Annotated in this window: 15 protein-coding genes; 6 read left to right on the top strand and 9 right to left on the bottom strand. The window is 66.2% G+C overall.

Features of this window, described 5'->3' with window-relative positions; translation table 11 throughout:
- Nucleotides 1-38: 38 nt before the first annotated feature.
- Nucleotides 39-2,099 (top strand): ATP-dependent DNA helicase RecG, encoded by a 2,061-nt coding sequence (recG, locus tag B7X49_RS02480; RefSeq protein ID WP_286703742.1) that lies wholly within the window; start codon nt 39-41, stop codon nt 2,097-2,099.
- Nucleotides 2,096-2,518: an NUDIX hydrolase gene (locus B7X49_RS02475; protein WP_286703741.1), complete on the top strand. Its 423-nt coding sequence runs from the start codon at nt 2,096-2,098 to the stop codon at nt 2,516-2,518. Before recG ends, B7X49_RS02475 begins: the two co-directional genes overlap by 4 nt.
- Here the strand turns inward: B7X49_RS02475 and B7X49_RS02470 are convergent.
- From B7X49_RS02470 to B7X49_RS02435, 8 genes are all read right to left on the bottom strand, one after another.
- Entirely contained in the window at nt 2,471-4,198 is a 1,728-nt protein-coding gene (locus B7X49_RS02470) for a Na/Pi cotransporter family protein (protein WP_286703740.1), read from the bottom strand. The two genes, B7X49_RS02475 and B7X49_RS02470, sit on opposite strands and share 48 nt — an antisense overlap.
- A 181-nt stretch (nt 4,199-4,379) precedes the next feature.
- Nucleotides 4,380-6,818 (bottom strand): TonB-dependent receptor, encoded by a 2,439-nt coding sequence (locus B7X49_RS02465; RefSeq protein WP_286703739.1) that lies wholly within the window; start codon nt 6,816-6,818, stop codon nt 4,380-4,382.
- Between the two features lie 264 nt (nt 6,819-7,082).
- Entirely contained in the window at nt 7,083-7,565 is a 483-nt protein-coding gene (gene paaD / locus B7X49_RS02460) for a 1,2-phenylacetyl-CoA epoxidase subunit PaaD (RefSeq protein WP_286703738.1), read from the bottom strand.
- Between the two features lie 21 nt (nt 7,566-7,586).
- Nucleotides 7,587-8,555, bottom strand: coding sequence for a glycosyltransferase family 2 protein (locus tag B7X49_RS02455; RefSeq protein ID WP_286703737.1), 969 nt, complete (start codon nt 8,553-8,555; stop codon nt 7,587-7,589).
- 11 nt (nt 8,556-8,566) lie between these two features.
- Nucleotides 8,567-9,472: a polyprenyl synthetase family protein gene (locus B7X49_RS02450; RefSeq protein ID WP_029312226.1), complete on the bottom strand. Its 906-nt coding sequence runs from the start codon at nt 9,470-9,472 to the stop codon at nt 8,567-8,569.
- Nucleotides 9,469-9,735 (bottom strand): exodeoxyribonuclease VII small subunit, encoded by a 267-nt coding sequence (locus B7X49_RS02445; protein WP_029312227.1) that lies wholly within the window; start codon nt 9,733-9,735, stop codon nt 9,469-9,471. The genes B7X49_RS02450 and B7X49_RS02445 overlap by 4 nt, the downstream gene beginning before the upstream one ends.
- A 39-nt stretch (nt 9,736-9,774) precedes the next feature.
- Entirely contained in the window at nt 9,775-10,704 is a 930-nt protein-coding gene (locus B7X49_RS02440) for a histone deacetylase family protein (RefSeq protein WP_286703735.1), read from the bottom strand.
- Nucleotides 10,705-10,711: 7 nt separating this feature from the next.
- A complete protein-coding gene (locus B7X49_RS02435) occupies nt 10,712-10,960 on the bottom strand; it encodes a sulfurtransferase TusA family protein (RefSeq protein ID WP_029312229.1) in 249 nt (82 codons plus the stop codon).
- Nucleotides 10,961-11,046: 86 nt separating this feature from the next.
- Here B7X49_RS02435 and B7X49_RS02430 point away from each other — a divergent pair, with 86 nt between their 5' ends.
- Nucleotides 11,047-11,940: an ROK family protein gene (locus tag B7X49_RS02430; protein ID WP_029312230.1), complete on the top strand. Its 894-nt coding sequence runs from the start codon at nt 11,047-11,049 to the stop codon at nt 11,938-11,940.
- A gap of 3 nt (nt 11,941-11,943) precedes the next feature.
- Here the strand turns inward: B7X49_RS02430 and B7X49_RS02425 are convergent, their stop codons facing one another.
- Nucleotides 11,944-12,315, bottom strand: coding sequence for a hypothetical protein (locus tag B7X49_RS02425; RefSeq protein WP_286703734.1), 372 nt, complete (start codon nt 12,313-12,315; stop codon nt 11,944-11,946).
- Between the two features lie 143 nt (nt 12,316-12,458).
- Between B7X49_RS02425 and B7X49_RS02420 the strand changes: the two genes are divergently transcribed.
- The 3 genes from B7X49_RS02420 to der are packed head-to-tail and all read left to right on the top strand — an operon-like array spanning nt 12,459 to nt 15,849.
- A complete protein-coding gene (locus B7X49_RS02420) occupies nt 12,459-13,127 on the top strand; it encodes a tetratricopeptide repeat protein (RefSeq protein WP_029312232.1) in 669 nt (222 codons plus the stop codon).
- Complete coding sequence (locus B7X49_RS02415; protein WP_286838163.1) at nt 13,124-14,482, top strand: PQQ-binding-like beta-propeller repeat protein; 1,359 nt, start codon at nt 13,124-13,126, stop codon at nt 14,480-14,482. The genes B7X49_RS02420 and B7X49_RS02415 overlap by 4 nt, the downstream gene beginning before the upstream one ends.
- Nucleotides 14,479-15,849, top strand: coding sequence for a ribosome biogenesis GTPase Der (gene der / locus B7X49_RS02410; protein ID WP_286703733.1), 1,371 nt, complete (start codon nt 14,479-14,481; stop codon nt 15,847-15,849). Before B7X49_RS02415 ends, der begins: the two co-directional genes overlap by 4 nt.
- Nucleotides 15,850-15,874 lie beyond the last annotated feature (25 nt).

The raw sequence follows: 15,874 nt of genomic DNA, 5'->3' as shown, positions 1-15,874 counted from the left end.
GCTTGCGATATAGAGGACGGCCGCGCCACTGTCAGCCCGTGACGACCGATCCTGCCGATTCGCTTGCATTTTTTCGCGCGCCACTGACCAGCCTGCCCGGATTGGGGCCGCGCCTGTCGGTGCTGCTTGCGCGCGCGGTGGGCGGGGCCACCATCCGCGATCTGTTATTTCACCTGCCGGAGCATTTCATCGACCGGCGGTCGCGCTACCTGCTGAGCAACGCCATACCCGGCGCGATCGGCACGTTCACGGTCGAGGTGATGCGCCACGACAAGGGCGAGCGCGCGAAATCGCCCCAGCGGGTGGTGATCCGCGATGCCAGCGGCTTCGGCGAGATCGTGCTGTTCCATGCCGGGCGGCTGGCGCAGTTTCCGATCGGCGCGCGACTGACGGTTTCGGGCAAGGTCGAGCGGTTCAACGACCGGGTCTCGCTGCCGCATCCCGATTACGTGGTGCCGGCGGAAGCCGAGGCCGGGTTGCCGCTGGTCGAGCCGGTCTGGGGGCTGACCGCAGGATTGGTGCCGAAGGTGGTGGCGCGCGCGATGAACGCGGCCCTGGCCCGGTTGCCGGACCTCGCCGAATGGCAGCAGGACCAAATTATGCGCGCGCGGGGCTGGCCAGGCTTCAACGCCGCTTTGCGCGCGTTGCAGGCACCCACGGACATCCCCGATGACAAGCCGGCCCGCCGCCTCGCGTATGATGAATTTCTGGCCCGCCAGATCGCCTTCGCGCTGATCCGCCGCCGCCGGCGCAAGCGGCCGGGCCGGTCGTTTCAGGGTGGGGCGGAATTGCGGCGCACCGCCCTCACCCGCTTCGGCCATCGGCCGACCGAAGCCCAATTATCGGTGCTCGCCGAGATCGACGCCGATCTGGCGGCACCGCACCGGATGCTGCGGCTGCTGCAAGGCGATGTCGGCTCAGGCAAGACGCTGGTGGCAATGCTGGCGATGCTGCGCGTGGTCGGCGCCGGCGCGCAGGTCGCGTTGCTCGCGCCCACCGAGTTGCTCGCGCGCCAGCATTTCGCCACGCTGTCGCGGCTCTGCCCGGTGCCGGTGGCGCTGCTGACCGGGTCGCTGAAAGCGGCCGAACGGCGGCGGACGCTGGCCGGCATCGCCGATGGTGCGATCCCGATCGTGATCGGCACGCACGCGATCTTTCAGAAATCGGTGCAGTTCCATGATCTGGGCCTCGCGGTGATCGACGAGCAGCACCGCTTCGGCGTCGATCAGCGGTTCGCGCTGGGTGCCAAAGGTGTTGCGACCGACATGCTGGTGATGACCGCGACGCCGATCCCGCGCACCCTGCTGCTGTCGCATTGGGGCGAGATGACGATCAGCCGGATCACCGAAAAACCCGCCGGGCGCACGCCGATCCGCACCTCGCTCCACCCGATCGACAAGATGCCTGATGTGATCGAGGCCATCGAGCGGATGATCGGCCAGGGCGGGCGCGTCTATTGGGTGTGCCCGCTGGTGTCGGAGAGCGAGATGCTCGATATCGCCGCCGCCGAGCTGCGCCATGCAGCGCTTGCCGAGCGGTTCGGCAACCGGGTGGCGCTGGCGCACGGGCGCCAGACGATCGAGGTGCGGGCCGCGGCACTCGATGGGTTTGCGCGCGGCGCCGTCGATATCCTGGTCTCGACCACGGTGATCGAAGTCGGCGTCGATGTGCCGGATGCCAATGTCATGGTGATCGAGCACGCCGAGCGGTTCGGCCTCGCGCAGCTGCACCAGCTGCGCGGCCGGGTCGGGCGTGGCCGGGCAGCGAGCTTCTGCTTGCTGCTGCACGACAAGCTGACCAAGCCAGCGCGCAAGCGCCTCGCCATTCTGCGCGAGACCGAGGATGGGTTTCGCATCGCCGATGAGGATTTTTCACTGCGCGGCGGCGGTGATGTGCTGGGCGCGAAGCAATCCGGCCTGCCGGGGTATGTGCTGGCGGATGCCGAGCGCGACGGCGATCTGATCCCGATGGCACACAAGGACGCGACCATGCTGATCGATGCCGACCCCACCCTCGCCTCGCCGCGCGGACTCGCGGTGCGCACGCTGCTGCATCTGTTCGACCAGGCGCGCGCGATCCGCGCGCTGGTGGCCGGATGAGCCGGCGCTACCCCGATGCGCCGCGGGTGGGCATCGGCATCGTCGTGCTGCGCGGCGAGGCTGTTCTGCTGGTGCGGCGCGGCCAGCCACCGGCACAGGGCGCGTGGAGCCTGCCAGGCGGCGGGCAGGAATTGGGCGAAACCGCCGAGGCCGCGGCGCGGCGGGAATTGGTCGAGGAAACCGGGCTCACGGTCGGGGCATTATGGCTCGCGGGCGCGGTCGATTCGATCCATCGCAACACCGAGGGCCGCATCGAATACCACTACACCATCCTGGATTTCGCCGCTGACTACCAGGGTGGCGACGCACGGCCGGGCGGCGATGTCAGCGCCGTCGCCTGGGTCGCTGAGGCTGAGTTCGATGCGTATGAATTATGGGCCGAGGCGCGGCGGATCATCGCCCTCGCCCGCCGCCGCTAGATCAGGCCCCACGCCGGAGGGCGCATGGTCGGGTCGATCGCGGATGCGGCTCGGCAGCAATTCGCCCTTGCTTTCCAGTACCGGATAGGCGGCGGCCGCGACCAGATGGGTGTTGACCCGCTTGAGGTCGCGCAACATGTCGAGATGCAGCGAACTGGTCTCCGTGCTGTCGAGCCGGCCGGCGCGCAGGCGCTGGAAATGCGCCTCGGTCGCGCTCGCCTCGATATCGCGGAACTCCTGTTTCTCGGCGGCGAGGCGGCGGGCCAACCGCGCATCGTCGATCACGAACAGCGAGGCCGCGGTGCGGACATTGCTGAGCAGCCGGTCGATCGCGCCCAACAGCTCGGCTTCGCCCTGCGGTGAAAAGGCAAGGCCGCGCTTGATCTTTTTCGAAACCAGCCCCAGCAGATTGCGATCGACCACATCGCCCGCGTGCTCCATGTTGGTGGCGAACCGCAAAATCTCCATCGCACGACGATGATCATCCTCGGTCATCGCCGCCGGATCGAGGCCGACGACATAGGTCTTGATCGCGCCGTTCAGCCGGTCGAGCACGTCGTCGAGCGCCTTGGTCTCGGCCAGTTGCCTGCGGTCGCCCTTTTCGATCAGCAGGCGCAGGGCGATGAGCATGGATTCCAGCACATCGGCGAGCCGCAGCGATTCACGCGCCGCGCTGCCGAGCGCCACAAAGGGTGTTTCGACCGCCGAGGCATCGAGGTAGCGCGGCCGCGAAGGATCGGCGGCGTTGATCCGCGAGGGCAGCAGGCGGCGCAGCAGGCCGGCATAAGGGGCCAGCAGGGGCAGAAACACCAGCGCGAGCCCGATGTTGAACAGCGTGTGGAAATCGGCCACGGCGCGCGCCGGATCGGGCTCGATCGCGCTCATTTCACGGGCGATCCACGGCAACAGCGGCACAGCGATCGCAACGCCGAGGGCGCGGTTCAACACATTGCCGAGCGGCAGGCGGCGGTTGGCCGGATCATCGCCCTCCGGCCCTTCGATCAGCGGATTGATCGCGGTGCCGAGATTGGCGCCGAGCACCAGCGCGAGGGCGGCTTCGACCGGAATTGCCCCCCTGGTCGCAAACGACATGACCAGCAGCACAATGGCGACCGAGGAATGCGCCGCCCAGGTCAGCGCCGCCGCGATCAGCACATCGAGCACAGGATAGGCGGTGATCGCGTGCAGCGCGACGCGTAGCCCGGCGACATGTTCATAAGGGCTGAGCAGGCTGAGGAATTGATGCAAGGCGAGCAGCACGAGGCCGAGGCCGATCAGCACGCGGCCGAAATCGCGCGGCCCCTGCGTCATCCGGCGGAACATGGCAACGCCGGCCAGGATCAGGATGGGTGCGACGGCGCTGACGTTGAACGACAACACCTGCACGATCAGCGTGGTTCCGACATTCGCACCCAGCATGACCGCGAGCGCCGGCAGCAGGCCGACCAGGCTGTCCGCGGCGAAACCCGTTACCATCAGCCCGGTCGCGGTACTGCTCTGCAACACGGCGGTCACGCCGAGTCCGGCGATGAAGCCGGAAAACCGGTTGCGCAGGGCGGTATCGAGAAAGCCGCGCAGCCGGGCACCGAAGGCGCGCTGCACGCCGGTCTGCACCATTCTGATGCCCCAGAGCAGCAGGGCGACGGCGCCGGCCAGATCGAGCAGGGTGAGGAGAATCATGCTTGATCTATAAATTAGCGACGCGGTGGGACAAGGGGGATCGTAAGGGGAGGAAGCACTTCTTTTTTTGCAAAAAAAGAAGCAAAAAAACTCTCGTTTATCTGGGCTATGGCGTTGACGCGGGTGTAGTCCCAATGAATAGAAATTTTTTTGCTTCTTTTTTACAAAAAAGAAGCGCTCCCTAAAACTTAACCTTAACCCCCACAATCCCCGCAATCGGCGCCGCAATACTATAGCTGCGCGGATTGCTGAAGCCCGGATCCTGCGCCACGTAGACACCGCCGGCCGGCGAGAACGTGCCGTAATTATAGTAGGTGGTATCGGTGATGTTATCGACCACGCCGAACAATTCGAGCTTCGGGGTTAGTTTGTAGCGCGTGGTCAGGTTCAGCACGACATAGCCGGGCAGCGGCGGCGTCAGGTTGGCGGCATCGCCGTACAGAAACGACGACGTTTGGGCGACGCCGGAAAGCCCGATCGACCATTTCGGCGTGACATCGTAGCTGCCGCCCGCTTTGAACAAATTGCGTGGAATGCCCGGCAGGTAATCGCCGGGCAGGATGGTGATATTGCCGTTGGCATCCGCGGCGGGGTTGTTGGATTGTGTGGTGAAGCCGTTCTGATAGGTCGCATTGACACGCGAATAGCCGAAATACGCGTGCCAACGTGTCGCATCGAGGCGCAGTTGCAAGTCGAACCCGGCGCGCTTGACGTTGCCGATATTGCTGAAATAGCCGGTGCCAAGCGGGTTGTACGGCGATTGCAGGAACTCGATGTCATCGTTTGTGACGGTATGATAGTAATCAGCATTATAGCTGAAGGTCGACCCGCCCGGCCCGATCGTGGCACCGCGCAGCCCGAGCGCGAATGTGCGCGCCACGATCTGGCGCAGGTTGGGATCGCCCGACAGGAAATTCGCCAGCGCACAGCTATCGAGCGGACTCGCGCACGACAATTCGGCCGGCGTCGGCGCCGCATTCGCCTCGGAATAGCCGCCGTAGAGCGTCGTCAACGGCGTGATGTTGTCGGCAAAGCCGAGGGCGGGGTTCAGATGTTCGTAATAATGCCGCCCGCTCAGACCAACGCCGGGGGCGTTCGGGTCGATCGGGTCCTGGTCGTGCAGCGCGATATTGGCAATGTTGAAGCGCGCACCGGCGGTGATCGAAAACGTGTCGGTCAGGCTCAGCGTGTCCGAAACATAGGCACCGTAATAGGCATTGCGGATCACCACGCCGACCGGCACGGTGCCCGGCTGATCCACCTTGTAGCCCGGATCAGGAATGCCGGGCGGGGTGTAGAACACGCGCGGCAGGCTCACGATGCCGCCATCATAGGCGGCGGCATCATATTTCGTGAAGCCGCCATCGTAGCTCAGACCGGCGATGATATGGTTATGCAGACCGAACACCGGCGTGGTGTTGGAAATCTGGATCGATCCGCCATAGCCGTTCGTATTGGTCGAGTTCAGGTTGAGTTGGCCGTACCGGTAGTAACCGCCCGGTCCGGGCTGGGGCAGGAAATTCGGGATCGGGGCACCGCCGCGCATGGTCGCAACCGGATTGCCGGGCCCGCCCTGGCAAAGATATCCCGCATCCGGACCCGGCCCGCAGGGCAGGTCGCTCGGGCCGTTGCCGTTGACCAGATGCTCCAGCAGGTAATCGTAATAGAGCACGCCCTGCACCGAAGTGGTCTTGCTGAGCGCGGTGTTCAGCGTGGCGCTCAGCTTGGCGTATTTATCGGCGATCACGTTCGGCCCGGTGAACTGGGCCGATGGCGCGACGCTCAGAATCTGCACCGGCACCGTCCCCGGGCCGTTGAGCACAGAATTGGCGATGGTGGCATTGACATGCAGCGTCGCGTGCGGACCGCGCCAGCCCAGATCACCATAGAAATTCTGCAGATCGGAGGATTGCAGGTCGCGCCACCCCGCCTCGTGGCGTTCCTGCAGATCGACATAGGCGGCAACATTGCCGTGCTGGACACCGTATTGCAGATTGGCGTCGATCTTGCCGAACGAGCCGCCGGACAACTCGATCTCGCCGCCGTGATAATCGAAGCCCGTCTTCATCGCGATATTGACCGCACCACCCAGCGCGTTCAGCCCGAACAGCGGATTACCGTCCTCGACGCTGAGCGTATGGATCGCGCTGTCAGGCAACGCGCTCATGATCGCGAGATCGCCGAACGGCAGGTTGAAGCGCGCGCCATCGACATAGACGCTCAGCCCGGCCGGCGTGCCCTGAATCGGGGAGAGTTCGAAGCCGTGATAGAGAATGTTGGGCTGGTAGGGGTTGGCCTGACTGTTCACCAGATTGACGCCGGCGGCCTGGCGGTTGAGCGCCTGCGCCGCATCCGCCGTGCCGCCGGCGCTGATGTCCTTCGCATCGAGCACCTGCACCAGGGCGGGAAATTTGGCGATGTTGATGCCGGTGTCGGCCAGAGGCGAGGCATCGACCACGATTTTCCGGATGTGGATGCTCGATTTCGGTGCGGCCGGCAGCACGATGATCGGCGCTTGCGGCACGGTTTGCGCCCGCGCTGCGGACGCCGCCAGCAGAACCGCAACACCCGGTATCAGCCAGCCCGACCGGTGCTCATCACCCCTGAAAAGCCTGATCATGTGTTCGTTTCGTCCCCGCCCGGCCTTGGCTCGATCGTTGCCGGATGGCGCGAGTGTAGGGGGGCGGGATCGATGGGACAAGCTTGCTGACCAGCGGTCCGGGACGCAAAGGCAAGCGAAGGTCTTCTTTTTTGTGAACAAAAAAGAAGCAAAAAAAACTTTGTTAATTTGGGCCCGTGCCGTTTCAAACGCCCGTGCCCCAGAGTCAGAAAGTTTTTTGCTTCTTTTTTACAAAAAAGAAGCCTTCCCTTTTCTCCAAGCACCTCAATGGCACTTGAACCGATCGAACCCGGTGTCGCACGCGGTGCAGCGCCAGATCGCGCGGCAGGCGGTCGAGCCGAACGGGTTGACCTCCTCGACCGCGGGCGAGAGGCATTTCGGGCAGACCACCGGCTTGTTGCGTTCGGGCGGCGCGATGCCGGAAGCACTCAGTTTGCGCAGCGCATCGGGCGACATCATGTCGGTGCTCCAGTCCGGGCTGGTCACCATGGTGACCTTGACCGGAAAAATCCCGGCCGACGTCAGGGCGCCATTGATTTCAAGCGCGATCATATCGAGCGCGGGACAGCCCGGATAGGTCGGCAGCATCAGCACCTCGACCCCGCCGCGATAGGGCAGGATGTCGCGCAAGATGCCGAGATCGACGATGCTGAGCATCGGCAGTTCGGGATCGGAAACGGCTTCGAGCACAGCGCGCGCGCGCAGCACGATCGGGTCGTTATCGTCCTGTTGAATATCGGCGCTCATCGGGACCTCCGTATGGCGTGTTCAAAATAGAAATCGTCGCTCGGCGTTCCAGGCGGTGACGATCTGCCTGGCTTCCGGCGAGCGATCCTGCAAGGCGCCGTGCTGGCGGGCGAGCTGCTCGGCGTAGTGCAGGGCAAGCATGAAGGCCTTGCGCGCCGGATCGTTCGCCTTGGTATAGCGCAAGGGGCCGCCGCGATAGGTGATCGGCGCCAGGATGGCGCCCTCGTGATCGACCGGCGGTGCCAGATAGCCGGTGTTGACCAGCAGCGTGCCCGGCGCATCGCGCATCCGTTCGAACGGGGCGCGGTAGTGCGCGGACCTGCCCTGATCGACGGTTGCCTGACCGGCGGCGAGCACCTTGAGCCAGCCGATCGCCGATTTCTGCATGTCGTGCCAGCCGGAGCGGCGCGGGTAGTGCGCGAGGGCGACGTTATGCGCGCGCGGCGTCGGCACCGGCCGGCCATCGAGCGTGCCGCCGTGATTGCCGGCATCGATCGTGATCCGGGTGCCGAGCCCGCCGCGGACGATCATTTTGGTGACACCGGTCGGCACGCGCACCCGCCAGCGCAGGCGCACCGGCACGATCAGTTCGGCCGCATCGTCTTCCACTGTGTCAAAATAATGCATCAGCGGCACCGCCACCGCACGGTCCTGCACCGGCCGCGCGGCCAGCAAATCGGCCAATGGCGCATCGGTCGTGGTGATGAACTCATCGGCATCGAGAAACACCACAAAGTCGGCGCGATGCATCTGGTCGGCCATGCGGTAGAGCCATGTGTTCACCGCAACCTCGTCGAACCCCGCGGCAATCGTCTGAAACACCGACAGGCGCAGCCCCTCCGCCTGCAACTGGCGCAGGATGTCGAGCGTCGCATCGGTGCTGCCGTTGTCGAGAAACACCATGTGATCGAGGCTGGCGTGATTATGCCGCACGAACGCCTCGACGATGTCGTCCTCGTTCAGGATGCGCGTGACCGATACAAGGCGCATCGCAGCGATACTCAGTTCCGGCGCGTGACCGTATAGGCCGCGAGTGCCCGCAGCAGCGCAGCCTTTTCGCCGAAGCTGTCCAGATAGGTCGCCGCCTGCTTGGCCAGATGCTCCGCCTGCATCCGCGCGCGTTCGATACCCATCACCGACACCATGGTCGCCTTGCCCTGGGCAGCGTCCTTGCCGGCGGTCTTGCCGAGGGTGGCATCCGACCCTTCGGCATCAAGGATGTCATCGGCGATCTGGAAGGCGGCCCCCAGATCACGCCCATAAGCGGCGATGAAATGGCGCTGCGGGCCGGAGGCGCGGCCGAGAATGGCGCCGGCCTCGGCGCTGTACTGGATCAGCCGGCCGGTCTTCAGCGCCTGCAACCTGGTGATCAGGGGTGGCGCGAGGTCCTTGCCCTCGGAGACGATATCGATCATCTGGCCGCCGACCATGCCGCGCGAACCCGAGGCCGCACCGAGTGCGAGCACCAGTTCGCAGCGCACCTCGGCATCGGAATGGGTGTCGGGCTCGGCCAGAACCTCGAAGGCGCGGGTCTGCAGCGCATCGCCGGCCAGAATGGCGGTGGCCTCGTCGAACGCCTTGTGGCAGGAGGGTTTGCCGCGCCGCAGATCGTCATCATCCATCGCGGGCAGATCGTCATGGATCAGCGAATAGGCGTGCAACATCTCGACCGAGGCGGCGACGCGCGCGGCACAGGTGATGTTGACCGAGAACATGCGCGCGGTTTCGATCGCAAGGAAGCCGCGCATCCGCTTGCCGCCGCCCATCACGGCGTAGCGCATGGCTTCGACCAGGCGGTGCTCCTCGCCCTCCGGCACCGGCAGCAAGGCATCGAGCTCGGTTTCGATCAGGGCGGCCGCGCCGTTCAACCCGTCGCGCAGTGCGACGGTCTGCATGACTTCACTCATGATGAGGCATCCTTCAATCCGAGCGATCCATCGGCTTTCGCGACGATCGCCTGCACCCGGCTTTCCGCCTCGGCGAGGCGCGCGTCGCAGTGGCGTTTCAGCGCGGCGCCGCGCTCGTAGGCGGCGATGGCGTCCTCGAGTTTCTGCGACCCCGATTCGAGGCCGCGCACGATGCGCTCGAGCTCGGCCAACGCGTCCTCGAAACTCAGCGCGCCGATGTCAGCGACCGCATCCGCCGCCGCCCCTGGTTTGGTAACCGCCATGGTGAAAACTCCTCGGTTTTGGCCACCGATAGCGGCGGATCAGATGCGCATCAAGGCACGGACATGCGCGGCGGTGCCGGCGGCGAGCGCAGCCAGATCGTAGCCGCCTTCGAGCAGCGAGACGATGCGGCCGCCGCAATGGCGGTCCGCGACCTCCATCAGCGCGGTGGTCAGCCAGGCGAAATCCTCGGTCTCGACATTGAGCTGCGCCAGCGGATCGGCGCGATGAGCATCGAACCCGGCCGAGATGATCAGCAGTTCCGGGGCAAACCGGTCGAGTGCCGGGATCAATATGTCGCGCCACGCGGCGCGGAACTCGGCCGAACCCGATTCGGGGGGCAGGATGGCATTGACGATATTACTCGCGATCCCGGTCTCGCTCGGCCCGCCGGTGCCGGGATAGCAGGGAAACTGGTGCGACGAGGCATAGAACAGGTCGGGGTCGTTTTCGAACATCGCCTGGGTGCCGTTGCCGTGGTGAACATCGAAATCGACCACCGCGATGCGGCGCAACCCGTGGGCGCGGGCGTGATTGGCGGCGATCGCGGCATTGCCAAACAGGCAGAAGCCCATCGCGCGGTCCGGTTCGGCGTGATGGCCGGGCGGGCGGGTGGCCACGAAGGCGCAGCGCGCCCAGCCTTCCTGCACCGCATCGACCCCGCGCATCGCGCCGCCCGCGGCCCGCAGGGCGGCGCGCAGGGTACCTTCGCTCGCGATCGTATCGGCATCAAGGTGGATTTTTTCGTCGCTGGCCGGGGCGAGGGCGAACATCGCATCGACATAGGCGTCCTGATGCACGCCGCGAATCGCCGCTTCCGGCGCTTCCGGCGCGGCTTCGCGCAGCAGGGGTTGGAACTCCGGCTGTTCGAGGGCGGCGAGCACCGCCCGCAACCTTGCCGGCCGCTCGGGATGGTGCGGCCCGGTGTCGTGGTCGAAGCAATCCGGATGGGTGATCAGGGCGACGGGCATGTCAGGGTCAGACCTTTGCGGGCGATGGCGGGGCGGCGCATTTGATGGTGAAGCTCAGCACACCTTTCAACTCGCTCCACGAGACCAGGGCGTGGCCGGTATCGCGGCAGAAATCGCGGAAATCGACCACCGCGCCGGGGTCGGTCGCCAGCACGCGCAGCCGCTCGCCGGGCGCGAGACCGCGCAGTGCGCGCGCGGCGCGCAGCACCGGCATCGGGCATTTCAGGAATCGCGCGTCCACCATCGCATCCGCCATGGCCTGTATGGTGGCGTGTCGGCCCCTCTTGAGCAAGAGCGTCATACGGGAGATAGAGGCGATAATAAAAACCCACAGGACGGACCATGACGTATCGTATCGGCATCGATCTCGGCGGCACCAAGATCGAAATCGCGGCGCTGATGGACAGCGGCGACCTTGAACACCGGGTGCGGGTGCCGACGCCGCCGGATTACCGGGCGACGATCGAGGCGATCGCGGAGCTGGTGGCGGGCACCGAGCGCGCGCTCGGGCGGGCCAACGGCATCGGCATCGGCATCCCCGGCACCATCAGCCCGGCCACCGGTTTTGTGAAGAACGCCAATTCCGAGCGGCTGAACGGCAATCCGTTCGACAAGGACCTCGAGGCACGGCTGGGAAGGCCGGTGCGTGTCTCCAACGATGCGAACTGCTTTGCGATGAGCGAAGCATCCGATGGCGCGGGCGCCGGCGCGCATTGCGTGTTCGGCGTGATCATCGGCACCGGCTGCGGCGGCGGCATCGTGGTCGGTGGTGCCGTGCTCGAAGGGCGGCATCGGATCGCCGGCGAATGGGGCCACACCCCCCTGCCCTGGCCACGCAGTGAAGAGGTGCCGATGCGGCGCTGCTGGTGCGGCAAGGTCGGCTGTCTTGAAACCTATCTCGCGGGTCCGGCGCTGGCGGCGGAGGCCGATGGCATCGGCGCGCGCGATGCCGGCGGGCTGCCGGCGCGGGCGGCGGCCGGCGATGAGCGGGCGATCCGGGCGCTGGCGATCCATGCCGAGCGGCTGGCACGCGGCCTCGCGATGATCGTGAACATCCTCGACCCCGATGTAATCGTGCTGGGCGGCGGGCTTTCCAACCTCGATCATCTGTACCGCGACGTGCCGGGCCTGATGAAACCCTTCGTGATCAGCGACACGTTCGACACGCCGATCCGCCGCAACAAGCATGGCGATTCGTCGGGCGTGCGCGGCGCGGCCTGGCTGTGGCCGGCCTGAGGGTCAGGGCCAGCTGCGGTCGCGGTTCGCGAGTTGCAGCGGGCTGAGCTGATCGGGTCCGGCGGCAACCTGCGGCGCGTGGTCCGGCAATTGCGAGGGATCGGCCCAGCACGTCGCGTTACCGAGCGTCTGCGTGCAATAGGGAACCGGCGGCGGCAGCGGATGCGGGTGGCGGCAGTAGGATTTGTTCTGGTCGAGCCGGACCATCGAGCAATCCTTGCCGGTGACCAGCGAGATCACCGCATCCGGAATGGTGCGGTGAATCGTGGTGATGGCCAGCACATTGGCACCGGCGGCGACACCGAGGCCGCCACCAGCGCCGAGGCCGCAGCCGGCGAGCGGGATCAGGCACAGCAGGGCGATGATGAAGCGCATGATCACTCAATGCCATGAAATAGTGAAAATCCGGTTACGTTGCCCTGAAACGCGCGCGCCGCTATGGTCCGGCCGCGTCAACCCCGAAATCGGCGCGCCGCCGCCCTGCCGGCAGCGCGCGCATTCCTGAAGCGAGACCCTGCGTGCCCGATATTTTCGACGAAGTTGCCGATGATCTGCGTGCCGAGCGCACCCGCAAGTTCATGGTCCGCTATGCCGGTGTGTTCATCGCAGCGGCCGGGCTGGTGCTGATCGGCATCGGCGGGTGGAAGACGCTGCAATGGTATCACCAGCGCGAGAATACCCGCGCGGCAACCGCCTACCTCGCGTTGACCGACCGGATCGCCGCGGCCGGCGCCGGCGCTACCAAGGCGAGCGATCTGGCGGATGCCAAATCGCTGGTCGCGTTCGCCGCGAAAGCCCCCGCCGGCTACGCAGCACTCGCGCGCTTCCGCGCCGCCGCACTGTATCAGGGCGCGGGCGATACCAAGGATGCCGAAGCGCTCTGGAGCCAATTGGGCGCGGCGGATAGCGGCGCCGATGCAACCTTGCGCGGCCTCGCCAACCTGCTCTGGGCGCAGCACGCGATGGGCACGGTGCCGAACGCGACGGTGATGGCGCGGTTGCAGCCCCTGATGGCGGGGTCCAACCCCTGGCACGACATGGCGCAGGTGAGTGCCGCGGTGCTCGACATGCAGGACGGCAAGACCAGCGCCGCGACCACGCTGCTGGGCGAGGTCACCGCCGATCCGGCGGCACCGGCCAATGTGCGGAATCTGGCCGAAGGGCTGATGGCGAAACTGAACGGATGACCGAACATACCATGACAACACCACGCGCCATTTCCAACATCGGGCGGCGCGGCGCGCTGCTGATGTCGGCCGCCCTGCTTTCGGGCTGCAGCCTGTTCGAGGGTTCGGACAAAAAGCCGGTGCCGGGCATCAAAATTCCGGTGCTGCCGCCGCACGAGCCGCTCTCGGTCGACGACAACGCCCCGCCGGTCGGGCTGCCGGCGCCGACGCCACGCGCCGACTGGCCGCAGGCCGGCGGCAATGCCAAGCACAACACCGGCGTCGCCGCGCTGCCCGAACGGCTGACCGAGGCATGGCGCACCAGCATCGGCGCCGGGGCGAGCTATCGGCGTTCCCTGCATGTGCAGCCGGTCGTCGCGGCCGGCAAAGTCTTCACGATCGATGCCAACGGCTTCGTCGATGCCGTAATGTTCGCCAACGGACAGCATGTCTGGCGCCAGAAGATGCGCCCGAAACACGATAGCAGCTTCGCCTTCGGCGGCGGCCTCGCCTACGCTGAAGGCGCGCTCTATGTCGCGACCGGCTTTGCCGAGTTGCGCATGCTCGATCCGGCAACCGGGGCAACGCGCTGGACCCGCAAGCTCGGTCAGCCCGCGCGCTCGGCCCCCACGGTCGGCGGCGGCAACATCTATGTCGTGCTGATCGACAACACGCTGGTCGCGCTCGATGCGAAAACCGGCAATCTGGTGTGGCGGTTTCCGACCGGCTCGTCGTCGAACTCGATGTTCGGCGCCGGCGCGCCGGCCTACGACCAGGGCGTGGTGGTGGCCGGGTTCGGCACCGGCCTGGTGGCCGGAATCAATGCCGCGACCGGTTCGGCGGTGTGGGAGCAGAGCCTGGCGGCCGGATACGACACCGCCAATCCGCTCAATGTCTCGAGCATCGTCGCCAATCCGGTGATCGGCAATAATCTGGTCGTGGTGACCGGGGTCGCCGGCACCACGGTCGCGTTCGACCTGCGGTCCGGCCGGCGGATCTGGGGCAAAGGCGCGGGTGGCGCCGAGACACCGGCGATTGCCGGCGAATGGCTGTTCCTGCTGACCGATGACCAGCGCCTCGCCGCGATTCATATGGCGGAGGGCTACGTGTCGTGGGTGACCGACCTGCCCGCCTTCAAGAACCCCAAGAAATCCTACGGCCCGCTGCGCTGGCATGGGCCGGTGGTGGCCGGCAACGGCCTGATCCTGACCGGGTCGGACCAGCGAATGATCGTGGTGGATGCGCGGACCGGCGTGCTGCTCGCCAGACCCGAAGACAGCATCGAACTGCACGGCGTCGCCGATGAACCGCCGATCGCGGTGGGCGGCACCTTGCTGGCCATGACCCGCGATGCGGTGCTGACCGCGTACCGATGAGCGACATCGAGGCGCCCCTCCCCGAAAACCGGGCGCCGCGGGTTGCGATCTGCGGGCGGCCGAATGTCGGCAAATCGACCCTGTTCAACCGCCTCGCCGGCAAGCGCATCGCGCTGGTCGCCGATGAGCCGGGGGTGACGCGCGACCGCAAGGAGGCGTGGGGCGAGCTATACGGCCGCAAGGTTCAGCTGATCGACACCGCCGGGCTGGAAGAGGCACCGCCGGACAGCCTGCCGGGGCGGATGCGCGCTTCCACCGGCACCGCCGTCGAACAGGCGGATCTGGTGCTGTTCGTGATCGATTCGCGCGCCGGCCTGCTGCCGGAAGATCGGCATTTCGCGGCCTGGCTGCGGCGCGCTGGTAAGCCGGTGATCGTGGTCGCCAATAAATCCGAGGGGCGCGGCGGTGGCTCGGCGGCGCTCGAGGCCTATGCGCTCGGGCTCGGCGAGCCGGTGGCGATTTCGGCCGAACATAACGAGGGCGTTTCCGACCTGATCGACCAGATCCTGGATGCCCTGCCCGCGACGATCGGCGATGGTGAGCCCGAAGGCGAGCGGCCGCTGCATCTGGCGCTGGTCGGGCGGCCGAACGCCGGCAAATCGACCCTGCTCAACCGGCTGCTGGGCGAGGAACGCTCGATCACCGGGCCGGAACCGGGGCTGACGCGCGATGCGATCGCCGCCGAACTGACCGATGGCACCGGCACGCGCTACCGCCTGTTCGACACCGCCGGGCTGCGCAAGCGCGCGCGGGTCGAGGCGGGGCTCGAGAAACTATCGACCTCCTCGACGCTCGAAGCCCTGAAATTCGCCGATACGGTGGTGCTGGCGATCGATGCGCATGAGGGCATCCACGATCAGGATTTGCAGATCGCCCGGCTGGTCGAGCGCGAGGGGCGGGCTTGTGTGATTGCGTTGACGAAATGGGATCTGGTCGAGGATCGCGACAAGACGCGCCGCGCAATCAAGGATCGGCTGGAATCCTCGCTGTCGCAGTTGAAGGGGATCGTCACGGTCCCGCTATCGGCCGAGACCGGCGAGGGCATGAGTAAATTGCTGCCTGCGGTGCGCGAGGCCGATGTGATCTGGAACAAGCGCGTCTCGACCGGCGCGCTGAACCGCTGGTTCGAGGGCGCGCTGGAGCGGTTTCCACCGCCCCTGGTCGAAGGCCGGCGGTTGAAACTGCGCTATATCACCCAGGTGAAGGCGCGGCCGCCGAGTTTCGCGATGTTCGGCACGCGCTGCGAAATGACGCCGGAGACCTATCAACGGTACCTGATGAATTCGTTGCGCGAGCAGTTTCATCTGGAAGGCACGCCGCTGCGGCTGTCGTTGCGCGGCACCAAGAACCCTTACGCGGATGATTGAACGTCAGGCGCGCGGCGCTGATCAA

It is taken from the genome of Acidiphilium sp. 34-64-41 (assembly GCF_002282635.1).
GTDB lineage: Bacteria > Pseudomonadota > Alphaproteobacteria > Acetobacterales > Acetobacteraceae > Acidiphilium > Acidiphilium rubrum.
Note: the sequence above shows the minus strand (reverse complement) of the source record. Positions and strands in the feature narration are given on the sequence as shown.

Coding starts and splice junctions, on each gene's coding strand:
- B7X49_RS02465 (WP_286703739.1), bottom strand. CDS start 6,818: ATGATCAGGCTTTTCAGGGGTGATGAGCACCGGTCGGGCTGGCTGATA.
- B7X49_RS02415 (WP_286838163.1), top strand. CDS start 13,124: ATGACCGAACATACCATGACAACACCACGCGCCATTTCCAACATCGGG.
- B7X49_RS02435 (WP_029312229.1), bottom strand. CDS start 10,960: ATGGCGGATGCGATGGTGGACGCGCGATTCCTGAAATGCCCGATGCCG.
- B7X49_RS02470 (WP_286703740.1), bottom strand. CDS start 4,198: ATGATTCTCCTCACCCTGCTCGATCTGGCCGGCGCCGTCGCCCTGCTG.
- B7X49_RS02425 (WP_286703734.1), bottom strand. CDS start 12,315: ATGCGCTTCATCATCGCCCTGCTGTGCCTGATCCCGCTCGCCGGCTGC.
- B7X49_RS02430 (WP_029312230.1), top strand. CDS start 11,047: ATGACGTATCGTATCGGCATCGATCTCGGCGGCACCAAGATCGAAATC.
- der (WP_286703733.1), top strand. CDS start 14,479: ATGAGCGACATCGAGGCGCCCCTCCCCGAAAACCGGGCGCCGCGGGTT.
- B7X49_RS02455 (WP_286703737.1), bottom strand. CDS start 8,555: ATGCGCCTTGTATCGGTCACGCGCATCCTGAACGAGGACGACATCGTC.
- paaD (WP_286703738.1), bottom strand. CDS start 7,565: ATGAGCGCCGATATTCAACAGGACGATAACGACCCGATCGTGCTGCGC.
- B7X49_RS02450 (WP_029312226.1), bottom strand. CDS start 9,472: ATGAGTGAAGTCATGCAGACCGTCGCACTGCGCGACGGGTTGAACGGC.
- B7X49_RS02440 (WP_286703735.1), bottom strand. CDS start 10,704: ATGCCCGTCGCCCTGATCACCCATCCGGATTGCTTCGACCACGACACC.
- B7X49_RS02475 (WP_286703741.1), top strand. CDS start 2,096: ATGAGCCGGCGCTACCCCGATGCGCCGCGGGTGGGCATCGGCATCGTC.
- B7X49_RS02445 (WP_029312227.1), bottom strand. CDS start 9,735: ATGGCGGTTACCAAACCAGGGGCGGCGGCGGATGCGGTCGCTGACATC.